This window comes from Synechococcus sp. KORDI-49, assembly GCF_000737575.1.
GTDB lineage: Bacteria > Cyanobacteriota > Cyanobacteriia > PCC-6307 > Cyanobiaceae > Parasynechococcus.
Map to the genome: position 1 here is coordinate 390,907 of NZ_CP006270.1, position 18,192 is coordinate 409,098.

Sequence of the window (18,192 nt, forward strand, 5' to 3'; positions counted from 1 at the left end):
GCCACCCATGCCCCTCAGTTCTCTGGTGCGTCAGCTGCAGGAGGCAGCACTCACCGGGGAACTGCTGGAGCGCAGCCGGCGTCCTGATCGTCTGCTCATGCGCGGTGCCGGTCGTGGTTGCCGGGCGCTGGTGGCCAGCGCCATGGCCCAGCGCGACAAACGACCGCTGCTGGTGGTGGTGCCAACTCTGGAGGAGGCGGGCCGCTGGACCGCGCTGCTGGAGTTGATGGGATGGAGCACAACCCATCTGTATCCAACCAGCGAGGGCTCTCCTTACGAACCCTTCGATCCCACCAGTGAGATCGTGTGGGGACAGCTTCAGGTTCTCAGCGATCTGATCGCAGAGCCAAGCCAGGCCAACCGGGCGATCGTGGCGACGGAACGCTGCCTTCAGCCGCATCTGCCACCTGCGAAGGCCCTCTCAGAGCGTTGCCGGATCCTGCGGCGGGGAGATCAGGTGAATCTCGAGGACCTGGGGGAGACCCTCGCCAGGTTGGGCTACGAACGCGTCTCCTCGATCGACCAGGAAGGGACCTGGAGCCGCAGGGGCGACATCGTTGATGTGTTTCCCGTCAGCAGCGAGCTGCCGGTGCGACTGGAGTTCTTCGGGGAGGAGCTCGACAAGCTCAGAGAGTTCGACCCCGCCAGCCAGCGCTCCCTTGATCCAATCGATCAGCTGCAGCTGACACCCACCGGTTTCAGCCCTCTGATCGCCGACGCTCTGCGCGAACGGATGCCCGAGGGTCTGGATCGTCTGCTGCAGGAGCAGGAGGTTGATCTGTTGCTCGATGGGGGCACACCGGAGGGGATGCGACGCCTGATGGGGCTCGCCTGGCAGGAACCGGCATCACTGCTCGACTACCTCGGCGAGGACTGCTTCGTCGTCATCGACGAACGCCGTCACGGTCTCGCCCACGGGCAGCAATGGCTCGACCATGCCCGTGAACATCACAACGAGATGGCCGCGGAACGGGGCCTGAACGATGGGGATCGGGACCGTCTCTGGCCAGGTCTGCTGCACCGGGATATCGACGAGGCTTTCGGCGCGGCGGAGGGCTTCAAAGGCTTCGATCTGGCGGAACTGCTGGAGGAGGACTCCCATCCGAACAGCTTCGATCTCGCCAGCCGCCCCGTCCCGGCCTATCCGAACCAGTTCGGCAAGCTCGGAGAACTGATCAAGGGATTCCAGCAGGAGCGGATCGCCACCTGGCTGGTCTCCGCTCAGCCAAGTCGGGCCGTGGCCCTTCTCGAGGAACACGACTGCATCAGCCGGTTCGTGTCCAACAGTGCCGATGCCGCGGCCATCACGCGCCTGATCCAGCAGAACACTCCGGTGGCTCTGAAGGCACGCGGCAATGCCGAGCTGGAGGGCCTGCAACTGCCGGCCTGGCGGATTGCGCTGGTCACCGACCGGGAGTTTTTCGGGCAGCAGACGCTGACATCAAGCGGCTATATGAGACGCCGGCGCAAAGCCGCCAGTCGCACGGTGGATCCGAACAAGATGCGGCCGGGAGATTTCGTGGTGCACCGCAACCACGGGGTCGGACGCTTCAAGGCGATGGAGAAGCTCGCCATCAGCGGGGATGTCCGCGACTACCTCGTTGTGCAGTACGCCGACGGGCTGCTGCGGGTGGCCGCCGATCAGCTGGGCAGCCTCGGCCGGTATCGGGCCACCAGTGAAAAAGCTCCGGAGCTGAACCGCATGGGAGGCACCGCCTGGACCAAGGCGAAGGAGCGGGCCAGGAAGGCCGTGCGCAAGGTGGCGATGGACCTGGTGAAGCTCTACGCCGAGCGACACAAGGCGAACGGATTCGCCTACCCCACGGATGGGCCCTGGCAGAGCGAGCTCGAGGAATCCTTCCCCTACGAACCCACCCCGGACCAGCTGAAGGCGACCGCCGATGTGAAACGGGACATGGAGAAACCGGAGCCGATGGATCGACTCGTGTGCGGTGATGTTGGATTCGGCAAGACGGAGGTGGCGATCCGGGCGATCTTCAAGGCGATCACCGCAGGACGCCAGGTGGCGATGCTCGCCCCCACCACCGTTCTGGCCCAGCAGCACTGGCGCACCCTTTCGGAACGGTTCGCTCCGTATCCGATCAAGGTCTCACTGCTGAACCGGTTCCGGACGGCCTCGGAGCGCAAGACCATTCTTGAAGGCCTCAAGCAGGGCACGATCGATGCCGTGGTCGGGACTCACCAGCTGCTCAACAAGGGGGCGGCATTCGACAAGCTCGGGCTGCTGGTGGTGGACGAAGAACAGCGCTTCGGCGTCAATCAGAAGGAGAAGATCAAGGTTCTGCGCAAGGACGTCGACGTTCTGACCCTGTCGGCTACCCCGATTCCGCGAACGCTCTACATGAGCCTGTCGGGAGTGCGCGAAATGAGTCTGATCACCACACCGCCGCCGCTGCGCCGACCGATCAAGACGCATCTGGCCACCCTCGATCCCGAAGCGGTGCGCAGCGCCATCCGCCAGGAGCTCGATCGCGGCGGCCAGGTCTTCTACGTGGTGCCACGGGTGGAAGGAATCGAGGATGTGGCCGCAGGCTTGAGGACCATGCTTCCAGGCCTGAAGCTGCTGGTGGCCCACGGTCAGATGGCGGAGGGCGAACTGGAAAGCGCCATGGTGGCCTTCAACGCCGGTGAAGCTGATGTGATGCTCTGCACCACGATCGTGGAGAGCGGTCTGGACATCCCCCGGGTCAACACGATCCTGATCGAGGATGCCCATCGCTTCGGACTGTCGCAGCTCTACCAACTGCGAGGGCGGGTGGGACGCAGCGGTATCCAGGCCCACGCCTGGCTGTTCTATCCCGGCAATGCCTCCCTGAGTGACACCGCCCGGCAGCGGCTCCGGGCGATTCAGGAGTTTGCGCAGCTGGGGAGCGGCTATCAGCTGGCGATGCGGGATATGGAGATCCGCGGCGTGGGCAATCTGCTCGGCGTGGAGCAGAGCGGCCAGATGGAGGCGATCGGCTTTGACCTCTACATGGAGATGCTGCAGGAGTCCCTCGCCGAAATCCAGGGGCAGGACATTCCATCGGTGGACGACACCCAGGTGGATCTGCCCGTGACCGCATTCGTCCCAGCGGAATGGATCACCGATGCGGACGAGAAGATCGCGGCCTACCGCGCTGCCGCTGACTGCGAAAGCTCAGAGGCTCTGGTGGAGCTCGCAGCCGGTTGGGCCGATCGGTACGGAGCACTTCCCGCCGCCGTGCAGTCCCTCCTGCAGTTGATGGAGATGAAGCTGCTGGCCAAGCGTTGCGGCTTTTCCAGGATCAAACCGGAGAAACCGAACATCGTTCTGGAAACACCCATGGAGGAACCCGCCTTCCGTCTGCTGCGCCAGGGACTTCCCCAGCACCTGCATGGCCGGCTTGTGTACCAGGCCGGCAACGGCATCCTCCACAAGGTGATGGCAAGGGGCCTCGGGGTCCTGCCGATGGAGAAACAGCTGGAGCAGCTGATGGAGTGGCTGAGACTGATGGCCGCTCAGATTCCGGATGCAGAAGGGGTCAGCAGCGCTGAGCGCGAGGCAGCTGAGCGCGAACGCAACGCGTCGGTGCTGCGCGTGTGACGGCGTAGTCGCATTTCTGAGAAAAACTCCACAGACCCGCAATTCTTCGTTACATTGCTCGAAACGCTGGATCTCCGATGGGTGAAGTGATCGAACTCAGTTCAGCGGGCGGTTCCATCGGAGCGGTCAGCGGTGTTTTCTGTGTTGCGGCGCTTGGCTTGTTTGCCTTGTTTCAGACCGGCCCGAGTGACGATGACGACTCCAATGGCGGTGGTGGTGGCGGCCTGATGCAGCCGATTTCCTGAGCTCCGCTGGATCCGGACGCATCTGGTCGCACCTTGCCAACACTTCTGAGATGAATGGGACGGTGTCCTCCTCCAGCGTGAGGAAGTCCTTTTCAGATCTTGATGAGCAACGTTCCGGTCCGATGTCTGCTCTGGTTCGGCCTGCTTTGTTTTGCAGTCTCAGGTCCTGCCCAGGCCAGATCCTGGGCAGAGGTTGATGCGCTGCGCTGGCGTCTCGAGCGCAATGGTGTCCGTGTGTCCCAGACGGATTGCCAGCGGGGATTGCAGGGGGCGTACGACTCCAGACGCAACAGGCTTGTCGTCTGCCGTGCCCATCGGAGCCCCGGACAGGTCTGGAACACGCTGGCGCACGAGGCGGCCCATCGCATGCAGGACTGCGCCGGTGGTCCCATCTCCAAACCGGAGTACACGCAAACCATGCTGAGCACGCTCCGGCGCTACTCGCCGGAGGATGTCGCCGCACTGCGCGCCTACCCGAGGCGGCAACACCGCAGCGAAATCGAGGCCCGCTACACGGCGCAACTTCCTCCTCAACAGGTGATGAGGCTGTTCGACCGCTACTGCGGCGCTCGTTCGGCATGAATCAGATCTGACGACTCTCCCTAACGCACACCCACATCCTCACGACCAATGGAATCCCTCTTAATGCAACTCGCGATGGCTGCCATGAGCCAATTCGGTGGCGGTCGATCCGTCCCGATGTCCGGTGGAATGCCCATACCGATGCCGTCGAGGCCCATGGCTCCCTACAGCAGCCCGGCACCTGTCTCCAATGGCTGGCAGCCGTCGATGCAGGCCAGCACGCTGGCCTCCACGACGTGCCTGTTGCGCAGCGGCCGGATCAGCCGTGACCAGGCCATCACCCTGCTGGACCGGCAGGGTGAGACCTGGGGCTGGTCCCGGGGCTGGGGTCGGTCGGTGCCGATCTCAGTGGTGGATCGCACCATCGATTCGGCCGGAGGCTGCCGGGCCTTGCTGAACGGCAACGCCCCTGGAAGCGCATGGCCGGGAGCCCCCATCCAGGTGGCCGGAGGCCATCAAGGTCGAAGTCAGCGGGAAGCTTTCGGTCTCTATCCATACCGCTGACTCGATTCCATGGTTTCGATCGCTTGCCGCTGGAATGACTTGCGGTATTGGCATTGATTCACCTTCCATCACGCATGTCCGGCTTGAGCGAAGTCTTCCGAACACAAAGAGAAGGGTTCGGTGGAAGCGCTTGATCCGGGCAAGGGATCTGCCTTCACAACATTCAGCTGTTCTTCAAGAGACCTACATCAAATCCAGATCCCAGATAGCAGCAATCAAAGTACCGATGATTGTCACCAACCAGACTTCTCGAGAAAGCCTGTAAGGGGAGTCGGGTCTCAATCGCTTATGACCTGTCGTGTAAGCGAAGATGAAGCACGTGTTGTAGATGCTTAGAAAAAAGAAGAAGTAGAGGATTCTGTCAGGCAACTCAGCTTCGCCTCGTTAACCTAACCTTAATTGTGGTTTTACCTGTGTCTGCAGCGGTTTATACCTTTCATACCGATGGCGTTTAACAGACGATCCTGAGGTCATGGAGACCTGAATCGTTGTTGCTGCGTGTTTGAGATTGACTACTCAGGAGTTTGAAGCGCGGATTGAAGATTGGCACCAGTTGGGTTGTAGGTCTGACCGGCGTCGGCTTTGGTGAGCACTTTCACGAGGGCGGACTCAGCGACTTTGTACTGACCGTCCTTTGCCGTTCCGAGATCATCCGGGGTGAGTCCCTTGATCTCCTTCTCAGTGAGATCGGCTTCCAGATCCGGTTTGATGCCGTTCTGGTGGATGTCCGTCCCACGGGGGGTCAGATATTTGGCGATGGTCACCGTCATTCCGGAACCATCAGCAAGGCCGCGAACGGCCTGCACAAGCCCCTTTCCGAAGGTCTTCATGCCGACGAGTTCGGCACGGTTGTTCTCCTGCAGTGCTCCGGAGAGGATCTCGCTGGCACTGGCCGACCCCTCGTTGATCAGCACCACCATGGGCTTGTCGGTGAGAGCGCTGCCGGTGGCACGACGCACATCACGGATGCCCTCACGGGTGCGCGTGCTGACGATGGTGCCCTCGTTCAGCCACTGGCGGGCGATGTCAACGCTGGCTTCGAGCAGACCACCTGGGTTGCTGCGCAGATCCAGCACATAGCCGTCCGCCTCCTGCTCCTCGAGTTCGCGGATCGCATCGCGCATCTCGCGGGATGCATTGGCATTGAAGGTCTTCAGGCGGATGTATCCGACCTTGCTGCCGTCCTGGGCGGTGTTGAGGCTGGACTTCACCGCATTGAGTTCGATGCGGGCCCGGATCAGAGGCACATTCAGAACCCTGCCGTCGCGGCGGAGGCCGAGCACCACCTCGGAGCCCTCAGGTCCGCGGATCAGCTTGACGGCATCGGAGGTGCTCATGCCCTCGGTGGAGGCACCATCGATGGTGACGATCACATCCTTGGACTGCACACCGGCCCGTGAGGCAGGAGTTCCATCGATCGGCGAAATCACCACCAGTTCCTTGGTCTCCTTGTCGAGACCGAGCTGAATCCCGACACCCATCAGCTCCCCGGTGGTGTCGATCTGCATCTCCTTGAACTCCTTCGGGTCCAGGAAGCGCGTGTAGGGGTCGTTCAGGCTGTCAAGCATGCCGCGGATCGCCTCATAGGAGGCATCGCTGTCGGCGTAGGACTTCCTGAGCAGTTCGCCCCGCAGCTGACGCCAGCGCGATTCGGTGTAGGCACCACTGGAATCCATGTAATCGCGATACACGATCTGCCAGACCTGATCGATCACCTCTTTCGGGCTGTCGGTGATCGAACCGCCGGTGGCGCTCGGAAGACTCAGCCCCGGCCGCGACAGCACAACGGCAGCTGCGATTCCACCCAGACCCAGGATCAGCAGGGAGCCCGACCGCACCACCTTCCGCATGGGTGAAACGCTGGGCATGCGCCCTGAAAGTTGATGTTTCAGCCTAACGACTTCAGGCCGGATCAACCCAGCGGCCGTCCTCCTTGATCAACTGGATCAGAGCGGAGACGCCCTGATCCTCGGGAACCTTGCGGATCTCCTCGCGACCGCGGTAGAGAGAGATGACGCCGGGTGTCTTGCCGACATATCCGTAGTCAGCGTCCGCCATCTCGCCTGGACCGTTGACGATGCAACCCATCACGGCGATGTCGAGCCCCTTGAGATGAGCCGTGGCATCGCGCACCTTGTGCAACACCTCCTCAAGGTTGAACAGGGTGCGACCGCAGCTGGGGCAGGCCACGTATTCGACCATCGTCTTGCGCAGGCCCAGCGACTGAAGAATCGAGTAGCAAACTGGGATTTCCCGCTCTGGAGCCTCGGTGAGCGACACCCGGACGGTGTCACCGAGCCCATCGGCAAGCAGGGTTGCGATCCCAGCGGTGCTCTTGATGCGGCCGTAATCACCATCTCCGGCCTCCGTCACCCCGAGATGCAACGGGTAATGGAAACCCTCCCGATCCATGGTGTCGGCCATCAGGCGGTACGCCGCCAGCATCACCGGAGCGCGGGAGGCCTTCATGGAAATCACGATGTTGTGAAAGTCGAGGTCATCGCAGATGCGCACGAATTCCATCGCCGACTCGACCATTCCCTTGGGGGTGTCGCCGTAGGTGAACAACATCCGTTCGGCGAGGGAGCCGTGGTTGACACCGATGCGGAGAGCCTTGTTCTGATCCCGCAGCAGGGTGACGAGTGGCTCGAAGGTTTCGCGGATGCGGGCTCCGATGGCGGCGAATTCCTGGTCTGAGAACTCCTGACGCCCGGGGTCGGGCTTGTCAAAGACGAACAGGCCTGGATTGATCCGGACCTTGTCGACGTGCTGAGCCACTTCCATGGCGATCTTGACGCCGTTGTGATGCACATCAGCGACGAGCGGAACCGTGCAGCCACGGGATCGGACGGCAGCCCGGATCTCACCCATCGCTCGGGCATGGGCCATGGAGGGAGTGGTCACCCGCACGATCTCGCTGCCCGCCTCGGCCAGCCGGATGATGCCCGCCACCGCGGCCTCGATGTCGAGGGTGTCCTCATTGATCATCGACTGCACCACCACGGGATGGTCACTGCCGATGGGCACGTCCCCCACCATCACGGTGCGGGTGACGCGCCGGTGGATCTGGGTGTCGTAACGACGATCCACAACAGCTGGCGTGGTCGGCAGTGTGGCGGTCATGACAGGGTTCGCCGCGAGCGATTCAACGTTCGCACAGGTGCTGTCGCACCGCGGCCAGATCCCGGCGCGTCAGATCGATGGGAGCACCTTCATCAGGCGAAGGATTTCTCAGCAGATACGAGGGGTGGAAGATCGGCATCACCGCACGGTCCTGCCATCGCTGCCAACGTCCCCGAAGTTGCGTCATGCCGCCCTTGATGCCCAGGATCGCCTCCACCGCCGTCGCACCGGCCAGGACGACCGCTGCGGGGTTCACCTGTTGCAGCTGAAGATCGAGCCAGGGCCGGCAGGCGGCGAGTTCCACCCGCTTCGGGCGTCGGTTGCCCGGCGGTCGGCATTTCACGGCATTGCAGATGTAGACGTCCGTCTCGAGGTCGAATCCGGCTTCCACCAGCAGACGATCAAGCGCCTGGCCGGATCGTCCGACAAACGGCTGGCCGGTGGCATCTTCCCGGGCTCCGGGGGCCTCACCGATCAGCATCAGAGGCGCCGACGCGGAACCTCGGCTCACCACCACCCTGGTGCGGGTCTCCGAGAGGGAACAGGCGGTGCAGCTGCCACAGAGGTCCAGTTCCGTGAGCGGGGTCTCGGCCATGACGGATCAGATGGACGGGGCAACCACAAGCAGCGGATTCTGCTCGGGATCCTCCAGCCAGGCTTCAGCCCCGAACGGCTCCACGCGCGGGGGCTGCTGCACTCTGGCGCCAGAGGCGATCAACTCGGGGAGACACGCCTCGAGCAGCTCCAGGGGATGCTCACAGGCGGAGAGCCTGAGACAGGGCGCCAGGGTTCGTCCACGCTCTGGGAAAGGACGCGATCGAGAGGGGCGGTAGATCTCCAGACATCCCCCATCCGCCAGCGGCACGCGCCAGTGCTGCCGAGAGAAACCCTGTTCGGCGACGGTCCCGAAGGCAAGGGCATAGAAACGGGCCAGGGGTTCGGGGGCGTGGGCCGCCAGCACCCAGGTGATCGAGATCGGTTTCATGGCGATGAGCTGGCAACTGGTTGTCTGGGACACCACATGAGGCAGGATTGGCTCTTTCAAACGCATCCGGGGGAGGTGCGTTGCTGATGCCCACCCCGACCGTTCTGTCCCAACGGGCTGAAGCCCTGAAGCCGTCCCTGACCCTTGAAATCGGGGCCAGAGCGAAAGCGCTGAGGAACGAGGGCCGCGACATCTGCAGTCTGAGCGCCGGAGAGCCGGATTTCGACACCCCCGAGTTCATCGTCGACGCCGCCCGCAAGGCCCTCGGCGATGGAATCACCCGCTACGGGCCGGCGGCCGGTGATCCCGAACTGAGAGCGGCGGTGGCTGAGAAGCTGAGCAGCGAGAACGGCATTCCCACCAGGCCGAGCCAGGTGCTGATCACCAACGGTGGAAAGCAGGCGATCTTCAACCTGTTCCAGGTGCTGCTCAATCCCGGCGACGAAGTGCTGATCCCTGCGCCGTACTGGCTCAGTTACCCGGACATGGCCGCTCTGGCGGGAGCCAGGAGTGTTGTGATTGCGTCGAACCCTGAGGAGGGCTTCCGGCTCGATCTCTCCGAGCTGGAGGCACGCATCACGGAACGCACGCGCCTGCTGGTGCTCAACACCCCCGGGAATCCGACCGGACGGGTGATGAGCCGTGCGGAGCTGGAAGCTCTGGCCGAGCTGGTGCGCCGGCATCCTCGTCTGTTGGTGATGAGCGATGAGATCTACGAATTCCTCCTGGCGGAAGGGCAGGAGCACCACAGCTTCGCGGCCGTCGCACCGGATCTGGCGGAACGCTGCTTCACGGTCAATGGGTTCGCCAAAGGCTGGGCGATGACCGGATGGCGCATCGGGTACCTGGCCGGAGACGAGACCGTGATCAAGGCGGCGTCGGCGCTTCAGAGCCAGAGCACCAGCAACGTCTGCAGCTTCGCCCAGCGCGGTGCGCTGGCGGCACTGCAGGGCAAGCGGGACTGTGTGATTCAGATGGCGGAGAGCTACAACCGCCGCCGGACTCTGCTCACGCAGGGACTGCAGGCGATCGAGGAGATCACGCTGCTGCCGCCCCAGGGTGCGTTCTACGCCTTCCCTCAGCTTCCGGAACGGATCAACGATTCCATGGCGTTCTGCCGCAGAGCCCTGGACGAGTCCGGGCTGGCCGTCGTTCCGGGTGTCGCCTTCGGAGAGGACCGCTGCATCCGACTGTCCTGTGCGGTGTCGCGTGAGACGATCGGGGATGGTCTGAACCGACTCAGTCAGATGCTGCAGTCGTTCTGATCAATCGTTCAAGACCCACGAATTCCTGATGCCTGTGCGAGAACGCCTGGCCGTGGTCGTCACCGGACTGCTGTTCGGTCTCGGAATCACGGCCACCCCCACCGCCGCCGTCCGTCCTCTTCGGATCGGAGCGATCCCTGACCAGAATCCCGAACGGCTCAACCGCCTGCACGGGGCACTGTCCGCGGAACTGAGTGAGTCCCTCGGAGTGCCGGTGCGCTATGTCCCAGTCAGCAATTACGCCGCTGCGGTGAGCGCCTTCCGCACCGGCAGTCTGGATCTGGTCTGGTTCGGAGGACTCACCGGTGTGCAGGCACGCCTGCAGACCCCCGGGGCCAAAGTCGTGGCTCAGCGCGATATCGACGCCCGTTTCACCAGTGTGTTCATCGCCAACAGCGGGAGCGGTCTGCGTCCGATCACCAGTCAGGACCAGCTGAAGCAACTGAAGGGAAAACGCTTCACCTTCGGCTCGGAAAGTTCCACCTCAGGACGGCTGATGCCAGAGCACTTCCTGCGGCAAGCCGCTGTCACCCCCCGTGATTTCGCTGGAGGGAGAGGCGGATTCAGCGGCAGCCACGACGCGACGGTCGCTCTGGTGCAGAGCGGGGCCTATGAAGTCGGCGCTCTGAACGAGCAGGTCTGGACCAGCCAGGTGAAGGATGGACGGGTGGACAGCAGCAAGGTGAAGGTGATCTGGCGCACGCCTCCGTATGCCGACTATCACTGGCTGGCACGTCCCGGACTGGACGACCGTTTCGGCACCGGATTCACCGAACGGGTGCGCGGCACCTTCATCGCGCTGAAACCGGATACCGAGCGCCGGCGCACGATCCTGGAACTGTTCGGTGCGGGCAGCTTCATTCCGGCGAAGGCGTCGGACTACGACGCGATCGCCAACATCGGTCGGCAGCTCGGCAAAATCCGTTGACCGCTGTGCTGGCGATGCGGCAGGTGGGCGTTCGGGGGCGCCTGGAACCGCTCGATCTGCGCATTGCCATCGGAGAACGTGTCGCTCTGCTCGGAGCCAGTGGCGCCGGAAAAACGACGCTGCTCAGCCTCGCCAATGGCAGTCTTCAGCCCGATCAGGGCCAGGTGCAGTGGCGAGGCCAGCCGATCAGGACACTGCCGCGGCGGAGGCGTCTGGAGATCGGAACCCTCTGGCAGGACCTGCGGCTGATCGAGGAACTGACGGTCAGCCGCAATGTCAATGCCGGTGCCCTCGGGCGACACTCCCTGCTCTGGGCCCTGCGCAATCTGCTCCAGCCGCTCGAACGGCGGGAGTGCCTGGCCGCGGTGACCGCAGCGGGTCTGGAGCCTGAACTGATGGACACCACGGTGAGCCGTCTGTCCGGCGGCCAGCGTCAGCGGGTGGCTTTGGCCCGCCTGTTGCGGCAGCAACCGCTTCTGGTGCTCGCGGATGAACCCCTCTCCGCTCTGGATCCCGTCCTTGCCGAGGAGGTGATGCTCGGTCTGCTGGATCAGGCCGGCTGCCTGGTGAGCCTGCACCGTCCCGACCTGGTGCATCGCTTCGACCGCGTCATCGGCTTGCGGCAAGGGCGCCTCGTGCTCGACAAATCCACCGGCGATGTCACGTCTGACGCGATCGCATGCCTCTACCAATCCCTCTGAAACCGGCTCTGCCCCTGTGGCCTCTGCTGCCTGGCCTGGTCTTTCCAGTGATGCTGCTGGTGCTGGCGCTGGATCTGCATGGCGGCGGGCTGAACCTGCTCGGCCGTTTCGCACTCGCTGCCGTGCAGCCCAGCCTGGATCCTCCGCTGATCGCAAGCCTGCTGCAGGGTCTCCAGGTGACGTTGATCACGGCCCTGCTCGCCTGGGGGGTGAGTTGCCTGGCGGGATGTGCCCTGGGACTGCTCAGTTCACGTCATGTCTGGCTGCTGGTGAACGGCACCACCACAGGTGCCGTGCTGGTCCGACGGCTGCTTGCTCCGATCCGTTCCCTGCATGAACTCATCTGGGGACTGCTGCTGCTGCAGGTGTTCGGTCTGAATGGATGGGTGGCGGTTCTGGCGATCGCCGTCCCCTATGCCGCTCTGCTGGCCAGGGTCGTGAGTGATCAGATCGACAGTCGTAATCCGCCGGCGTCCCTGGCGCTGCAGAGAGGTGGAGCCGGTCCGGGAGCCGCCTTCGTCACCGCCGTGCTGCCGACGGTCGGACCGTCGCTGATCAGTCAGATGGCTCAGCGTCTGGACTGTGCCCTGCGTTCGGCTGTGCTGCTGGGGGTCTTCGGTCTCGGAGGTCTGGGAACCGATCTGGTCCTCAGTCTTCAGTCGCTGCAGTTCCGTGAGCTTTGGAGCGGGCTCTGGATCCTGGCGCTCGCCATGGTTCTGCTCGAAGTGCTGCTGAACCTCTTTCCCACCGGAATGATCCTGCTGCTCCTGACGGCAGCACTGCCGGCAGGCCTGTTGTGGGGATCCATGCTCCAGCTGGATCTCACAGCACCGCAGCTGGCGGATCTGTCGTTGTTCCAGGCGGTGGATGGCGCTGCGCTGATGGAGGCCCTAACCACGACACCCTGGCCAGGCCTGATTCTTTCCACACTCGGATTGACACTGCTGGGCAGCGCTGTCGCCATCAGCGGGCCGGTGCTGGGGTTGATGGTCTGGCCCGGGCGGTCAGCGGCGCATCTGCAGCGGTGGGGATGGGGACTGCTGCGTCTGCTACCACCACCGCTCACAGCCCTGCTGCTGATGATGATGGTGAAGCCGAGTCTGTGGCTCGCCGGTCTGGCCCTCGGACTGCATCATCTCGGTGTGATGGGCCGGATTCTTGTGGAGGACCTTGATCACAACGATCCCAGGCTCTCCCAGGCTCTGCGCTGCATGGGAGCCGGACAGCGCCAGGCGTGGCTGATGGGGGAGCTGGCTCCATGCAGTCGCAGCTATCTGATCTATGCCGCCAGTCGCTGCGATGTGATCCTCCGTGACACCGCTGTGGTGGGACTGGTCGGTGGCGCCGGACTGGGCTGGCAGCTGATCGAAGCGCTCGGTTCCTTCCACTGGGCCCAGGTGTTCTGGCTGGTGCTGGCCTATGCCACCCTCACCAGCCTCGGGGAACTGCTGATGGACCGGCTGCAGAGACAGTGGGCCTGTCAGGCTGGCTCGCTCTGAGTCGTCCAGGCTGATGGCAATGGCACCGCGGCAGCTGGTGGTTCTGGGTGACAGCGGCGTTCATGGCTGGGGGGATCGGCTGGGCGGTGGTTGGTGCGAGCGGCTCAGGCTGGAATGGATGGGACTGCCCCAGGCGCCGGTGATCTACCCGCTCGGCGTGCGTGGTGACGGACTGGAGGCCGTCTCGGCCCGATGGCGGAGGGAATGGAGCTGCCGGGGCGAACTGCGTCGGCAGCAACCGGATGGTGTGCTGCTCAGCGTCGGCCTGAACGACACCGCTCGCATCGGCAGGCCCAACGGTCGACCACAGCTCAGCGAGGAGGCTTACGCCTTCGGCATGGGGCAGCTGCTGGAAGCCATCAGCCGGGAGAGCAGCGTGCTGGTGATCGGCATGACGCCGGTGGACGACCACGTGATGCCCTTTGCGGACTGTCTCTGGTACGCCAACCCAGTGATCGAGCAATACGAAGCGGTGCTGGCGGAAACCTGCCGGGAACACGATGTGCCCTTCCTCGCGATGCACAGGCCAGTGCAGGCTGAAACGGACTGGCTGAGCTGGCTGGAGCCCGATGGACTTCACCTGAACGCCGATGGCCATGCCTGGATGCATCAGAGGCTGCGGCAATGGCCCGCTCTGCTCGCCTGGGCCGGGTTACAACCCCTGAAGACACTGACTCCGAACACGACCTGAGACCTAATGTGCGTGTTCCCTGACACAACTGATGGACGTGGGGCCCGACCGCAATCTCGACCCGACCACCGGACGCACCTCCGCGCAGCGGAAGACAACACTGAAATGGGATGAGAACGGTGAGCTCACCGCCGTGGACATGGCTCGCATCATCGATCGGCTGACCCAGCCGGAGCTTGCCCGCTGCGATCTGGATCCCTCCTGAATCACGGAGCATCGGCGACACCCGGGTGGTCAACAGCGGCACTCGAGTGGGCGTGCCGTCGTCCTGAAGCCGGGAACCCTGGGGAGGACGATGCGTTCTCCTTTTGATCAACCAACATCACTGGCGCCATGAGCAGCGCCGACCTCTGCCCGATGCCCTGCGGCGTCGCAACCATCGGGTTCTTCAGCACCTGGGACTGGCCCACCTGGTCGCCAAACGTCAGCGGCGACAGGGTCCGGAGGAGTACGACGATCTGCTCCAGGAGGCCTGCCTTGGTCTGATCGCCGGGGTGGATCGCTTCGATGCAAGTCGGGGACTGAAGCCCAGCTCCTATCTGCTCAGCCGTGCGAACGGCCAGGTGATGCACTACCGACGGGATCGTGCGGCAACGCTGCGCATCCCCTGGCGACTGAGGGATCTGGCCGTGCGTGCCGGACGTCTCCGCGATGGTCTCTCGCCGGAGAGTCAGCCGCCTCTGTCACGCCAGGGTCTTGCCAGACGTCTCGGCGTCACGGAGACACGGCTGCAGGATGCCTTTGCAGCCCTCCACTGCGCCCGGAGCCAGAGCCTCGACGCCATGCCATGCGAGCTGCCCGATGAGCGAGCCCTTGATGACCAACGCGAGTGGCTTGTCAAGGCCATGGTCGAACTGGATCCGGAACAACGCCGGGTGCTTCAGGCCCATCTGATCGACGGGCAAAGCCTTCGCGAGGTGGCGCGACGTCAGAACGTGCATGCCGGCGGACTCCGATCTGTGATCCAGGCGGGGATCGCGCGTCTTCAGGAACTGGCGGAGAGAGACGGTGAGCTGTCGCTCAGATCCGCATCGCTGTGATGGCCAGAACTGCCGCCAGGGAGGTCTGCAGCGCATTCACCAGTTCGTTGCTCATCCAGTCGTAACGGTCCTGCACCAGCGCACCGAACAGACTCTCGGCCAGGGTCGCCACCAGACCGATCAGCATCACCAGACCGGTCAACGGCCAGGACGGAATCAGCTGCAGCGCAAGCATCAGAACACTCATCAGCAGGCTGCCGAAGGCACTGGCCAGGGTTCCCTCCAGGCTGATCGCCCCTTCCGTACCGGGTGGCACGCGACGGAAGCTGGTGATCAGAACGGTTGTGCGTCCCCAGCGCTTGCCGATCTCACTGCCGAAGGTATCCGCCAGCTTGGCGGCGAAACTGGCGGCGAAACCCACCAGCAGCACCGACCTGGGCTCCACTCCGGCGCCGATCAGCAACGCCAGCGCAGCACCGGTGGCAGCCGAACCCCAGACGTTTTCCGGCCCACGGCTGCCTCCGCGGGCTTCGGCCAGACCACGGCGCTGCTTGTCGCGGAAACCGAGTTTGGTGACGGCACTGCCGAGCACCAGATAGAGCACCACGGCCAGCCAACCCTGCCAACCAAGGGAACCCAGCAGAATCGTTCCAAGGGCTCCGGCATGGATCCAGCCCGCCCGTGTGAGCAGCGGCAGTCGCTGCGCCAGGGCGATCAGCACCCCATGAATCAACAGGGCTGAGAGCCAGGGCATGCCGACTGTGTTGCACTGCCCTAAGCATCCCTCGTCATGCCAGGCCGACGGGGGAGAATCACCCGTGATCGTGCAGCGACCAGGGCATGGTGTTCAACAAGCAGAACAAAGGATTCTTCCTCACCCTCGATGACGAGGCAGCCCCTGCCGATCTGAGCATTCCGAGCCAGGCGACGGAAAGCCCCGAACCGACGGCCACTCCGGTTGTGGTCACCGAACCGTCTGAGATCACTCCGGAACCGGTCCTCACCCCAACGGCGGTGACAGCGTCCGCTCCTGACTCCGATAGCGCCACGCAGACCACGGCCGAGGCGATCGCCGCCGAACTGGCCGCGGCGGAACAATCCCGTCCGGCCGTCACCATGGCGACCTTCGCTCCCGAGAACCTGCTTCCCGGCACAGGCTTGAGGGCACGTCGCCGGCAGCCAGGGGCCTCCATGCGCGGTTTCCGTGCCATCGCCAGCGATCTGTTCAAGGTCTGATCTGGCGCCACGACGACAACTTCACCGCCGCACAAACGCCGGCGGTGGAGGAGCGCAGGATCGTCGGAGCCAGTCCCACCGGCTGCCAGTGGCGTTGCCCGAACAGGGTCTGCTCGTCCGCTGTCCAACCGCCCTCCGGGCCGATCACCAGCCACAGATCCTGATCCGGAGCCGCCGCCTGCTCAAGCCAGAGGCTCAGCTCCTGAACCTGATCACAGCGCGTGACAGCGACCGCCAGCTGAGACGGGGGAGCAGGAGACCAGTCCTGAAGCGTGCGCAAGGGATGCAGCGTCGGTTGCCACAGGCGTTCGCACTGCTCGGCCGCTTCGCGCAGGATGCTGGCCCAGCGGTCCGGACGGTGCTCCGCCTGGGGGGTGCATCGCGCCGTCTGCAGTGGCTGAAATCGGTCCACCCCCAGTTCACAGGCCATGCGCAGCAGATCGTCCATGCCACGGCGGACCAGGGCCACTGCAAGACCCAGCTGCTGACGCGGTCGCGGCTCGCTTTCGGCGGGTGCGGAGGGGGCGGTGTCCAGGATCAGGGCAGCGTCGACATCCAGACGAGCACTCCAGAGATGGCCGCAGCCATCGATGACGGCCACCGGATCACCGACCTTAAGGCGCAGCACCCGACGCAGGTAATGACGTTCGTGCTCCCTGAGGGTCAGAACCCGGTTCCGGCTGGAGAGAGCCCCCAGACGTTCCGGCTCGATCAGCAGCCGGCGCAGTTCAGCCACCCGCCGGGAACAGGCTGTCTGGATGGTCCTCCACGGGCCAGTCCTCATTCACTCCGCCGACGACCAGTTCCTCGATCTGAACCACGTCGGAATCGAGCTGTCGCAGCGCATTGATAAGCACATCAAGGCCGACGGCATCACTGGTGCCGAGATCAACCCAGCATCGGCCCCACGCGTCCCGGTATTCCATCTGCCCCATGTTGTGCATCAGGGCGGGCATCACCGATTCGGCCTCCTCGTTGTCGTAGGCCATCCAACTCAGGTCAGCACTTTCCTCATGCACCTGCAGGTTCTCGGCATTGAATCCGCCGAGACGGCCGATCACATACCAGCTGTCGAAGATCCCATCGACGTAATTCCGCTCCCCCTGGCTTGGAACCTCCGCAAAACGCAGCCAGAGCCAGCAATTGAAGGGGTCGACCTCCCGAAACCGGATGTCCATGGGTCCATCGATTTCACCTCATCATCATTCAAGCTGGACGACATGCTTGATCTGGACGCGCTGCACTACAGCCCGGCGACAGCCGCGGATCCAGTGCTGCGTGGGGTGACCCTGTCGGCCAGGAACGGGCAACCCGTGCTGATCGCCGGAGCCAGCGGCAGTGGCAAGACCAGCCTGCTGGAGGTGATCAGCGGCCTTGCCGGCAACCAGCACGGCGAGATCCGCTGGCAGGGTCAGGCCGTCAACCGTCAGCAGCGACGCTGGCTCTGCGGCATCGTGTTTCAGTTCCCGGAACGGCATTTTCTGGGGCTGAGCATCCAGCAGGAGCTGAAGCTGGGTCAGAAGCGACTCGGATGGGAGCAGCAGCAACATGTGCTGAAACGGGTCGGTCTGGCGGATGTGGACCTCAGCACCCCGCCGGAGCGACTGAGCGGCGGCCAGCAGAGAAGGCTTGCCCTCGCGGTGCAGTTGCTTCGCGGTGCAGAGGTGCTGCTGCTGGATGAACCCACTGCCGGCCTGGACTGGTCGGTGCGCCGCGAGGTGCTGCAGCTGATGTCGGACCTGGCCGATGAGCGGATCCTGATCGTTGTCACCCATGAACCGGAACTGTTCGAGGGCTGGCTTTGCGACCGACATGCCCTCCTGGACGGACAGCTGAAGCCACTGATTACATTGCCCTGACTTGGAGC

General features: G+C 63.9%; 20 protein-coding genes. 13 read left to right on the plus strand and 7 right to left on the minus strand.

Annotation, left to right across the window (positions count from 1 at the left end; genetic code table 11):
* Positions 1–7: 7 nt before the first annotated feature.
* From mfd to KR49_RS02145, 4 genes are all read left to right on the plus strand, one after another.
* Positions 8–3,586 (plus strand): transcription-repair coupling factor, encoded by a 3,579-nt coding sequence (mfd, locus tag KR49_RS02135; RefSeq protein ID WP_043691205.1) that lies wholly within the window; start codon positions 8–10, stop codon positions 3,584–3,586.
* Positions 3,587–3,663: 77 nt separating this feature from the next.
* Positions 3,664–3,831 carry a hypothetical protein gene (locus KR49_RS14175; RefSeq protein ID WP_173402116.1) on the plus strand — a complete coding sequence of 56 codons (168 nt, stop codon included), beginning with the start codon at positions 3,664–3,666 and terminating at the stop codon, positions 3,829–3,831.
* A gap of 102 nt (positions 3,832–3,933) precedes the next feature.
* On the plus strand, positions 3,934–4,413 hold the full coding sequence (locus tag KR49_RS02140; protein WP_043691207.1) for a hypothetical protein: 480 nt from the start codon (positions 3,934–3,936) through the stop codon (positions 4,411–4,413).
* A gap of 84 nt (positions 4,414–4,497) precedes the next feature.
* Positions 4,498–4,917, plus strand: a complete 420-nt coding sequence (locus KR49_RS02145; RefSeq protein ID WP_253912791.1) for a hypothetical protein — start codon at positions 4,498–4,500, stop codon at positions 4,915–4,917.
* Positions 4,918–5,429: 512 nt separating this feature from the next.
* On the opposite strand, the gene KR49_RS02150 is transcribed toward KR49_RS02145, so the two are convergent.
* From KR49_RS02150 to KR49_RS02165, 4 genes are read right to left on the minus strand one after another with little or no spacing between them, the layout of a single operon-like run.
* Positions 5,430–6,785, minus strand: coding sequence for a S41 family peptidase (locus KR49_RS02150; RefSeq protein ID WP_043691210.1), 1,356 nt, complete (start codon positions 6,783–6,785; stop codon positions 5,430–5,432).
* Positions 6,786–6,819: 34 nt separating this feature from the next.
* Complete coding sequence (gene ispG, locus KR49_RS02155) at positions 6,820–8,040, minus strand: (E)-4-hydroxy-3-methylbut-2-enyl-diphosphate synthase (RefSeq protein WP_043691212.1); 1,221 nt, start codon at positions 8,038–8,040, stop codon at positions 6,820–6,822.
* Between the two features lie 22 nt (positions 8,041–8,062).
* Positions 8,063–8,635 carry a uracil-DNA glycosylase gene (locus KR49_RS02160; RefSeq protein ID WP_043691214.1) on the minus strand — a complete coding sequence of 191 codons (573 nt, stop codon included), beginning with the start codon at positions 8,633–8,635 and terminating at the stop codon, positions 8,063–8,065.
* A gap of 6 nt (positions 8,636–8,641) precedes the next feature.
* Complete coding sequence (locus tag KR49_RS02165; RefSeq protein ID WP_253912792.1) at positions 8,642–9,058, minus strand: VOC family protein; 417 nt, start codon at positions 9,056–9,058, stop codon at positions 8,642–8,644.
* Between the two features lie 53 nt (positions 9,059–9,111).
* Here KR49_RS02165 and KR49_RS02170 point away from each other — a divergent pair, with 53 nt between their 5' ends.
* From KR49_RS02170 to KR49_RS12975, 7 genes are all read left to right on the plus strand, one after another.
* Positions 9,112–10,290 (plus strand): pyridoxal phosphate-dependent aminotransferase, encoded by a 1,179-nt coding sequence (locus KR49_RS02170; RefSeq protein ID WP_043696515.1) that lies wholly within the window; start codon positions 9,112–9,114, stop codon positions 10,288–10,290.
* 28 nt (positions 10,291–10,318) lie between these two features.
* A complete protein-coding gene (locus KR49_RS02175; protein ID WP_043691215.1) occupies positions 10,319–11,218 on the plus strand; it encodes a putative selenate ABC transporter substrate-binding protein in 900 nt (299 codons plus the stop codon).
* On the plus strand, positions 11,215–11,919 hold the full coding sequence (locus KR49_RS02180) for a phosphonate ABC transporter ATP-binding protein (RefSeq protein WP_043691217.1): 705 nt from the start codon (positions 11,215–11,217) through the stop codon (positions 11,917–11,919). The genes KR49_RS02175 and KR49_RS02180 overlap by 4 nt, the downstream gene beginning before the upstream one ends.
* On the plus strand, positions 11,898–13,418 hold the full coding sequence (locus KR49_RS02185; protein ID WP_043691218.1) for an ABC transporter permease: 1,521 nt from the start codon (positions 11,898–11,900) through the stop codon (positions 13,416–13,418). The genes KR49_RS02180 and KR49_RS02185 overlap by 22 nt, the downstream gene beginning before the upstream one ends.
* Positions 13,419–13,431: 13 nt before the next feature.
* Positions 13,432–14,109: a GDSL-type esterase/lipase family protein gene (locus KR49_RS02190; RefSeq protein ID WP_043691220.1), complete on the plus strand. Its 678-nt coding sequence runs from the start codon at positions 13,432–13,434 to the stop codon at positions 14,107–14,109.
* 31 nt (positions 14,110–14,140) lie between these two features.
* Positions 14,141–14,314 (plus strand): hypothetical protein, encoded by a 174-nt coding sequence (locus tag KR49_RS14180; protein ID WP_173402117.1) that lies wholly within the window; start codon positions 14,141–14,143, stop codon positions 14,312–14,314.
* Between the two features lie 103 nt (positions 14,315–14,417).
* Positions 14,418–15,149: a sigma-70 family RNA polymerase sigma factor gene (locus KR49_RS12975; RefSeq protein WP_052378139.1), complete on the plus strand. Its 732-nt coding sequence runs from the start codon at positions 14,418–14,420 to the stop codon at positions 15,147–15,149.
* Here KR49_RS12975 and KR49_RS02200 read toward each other — a convergent pair.
* Positions 15,130–15,843: a DUF92 domain-containing protein gene (locus KR49_RS02200; protein ID WP_043691222.1), complete on the minus strand. Its 714-nt coding sequence runs from the start codon at positions 15,841–15,843 to the stop codon at positions 15,130–15,132. The genes KR49_RS12975 and KR49_RS02200 overlap by 20 nt on opposite strands.
* A gap of 86 nt (positions 15,844–15,929) precedes the next feature.
* Here KR49_RS02200 and KR49_RS02205 point away from each other — a divergent pair, with 86 nt between their 5' ends.
* Positions 15,930–16,325: a hypothetical protein gene (locus KR49_RS02205; RefSeq protein WP_043691223.1), complete on the plus strand. Its 396-nt coding sequence runs from the start codon at positions 15,930–15,932 to the stop codon at positions 16,323–16,325.
* Here the strand turns inward: KR49_RS02205 and KR49_RS02210 are convergent.
* Both KR49_RS02210 and KR49_RS02215 read right to left on the minus strand, forming a co-directional pair.
* On the minus strand, positions 16,315–17,061 hold the full coding sequence (locus KR49_RS02210) for a 16S rRNA (uracil(1498)-N(3))-methyltransferase (protein ID WP_043691224.1): 747 nt from the start codon (positions 17,059–17,061) through the stop codon (positions 16,315–16,317). The two genes, KR49_RS02205 and KR49_RS02210, sit on opposite strands and share 11 nt — an antisense overlap.
* Positions 17,054–17,503, minus strand: a complete 450-nt coding sequence (locus tag KR49_RS02215) for a DUF3531 family protein (RefSeq protein ID WP_043691225.1) — start codon at positions 17,501–17,503, stop codon at positions 17,054–17,056. The genes KR49_RS02210 and KR49_RS02215 overlap by 8 nt, the downstream gene beginning before the upstream one ends.
* A 42-nt stretch (positions 17,504–17,545) precedes the next feature.
* Between KR49_RS02215 and KR49_RS02220 the strand changes: the two genes are divergently transcribed.
* Positions 17,546–18,184 carry an ABC transporter ATP-binding protein gene (locus KR49_RS02220; protein ID WP_043691226.1) on the plus strand — a complete coding sequence of 213 codons (639 nt, stop codon included), beginning with the start codon at positions 17,546–17,548 and terminating at the stop codon, positions 18,182–18,184.
* The last annotated feature ends 8 nt before the right edge of the window (positions 18,185–18,192 follow it).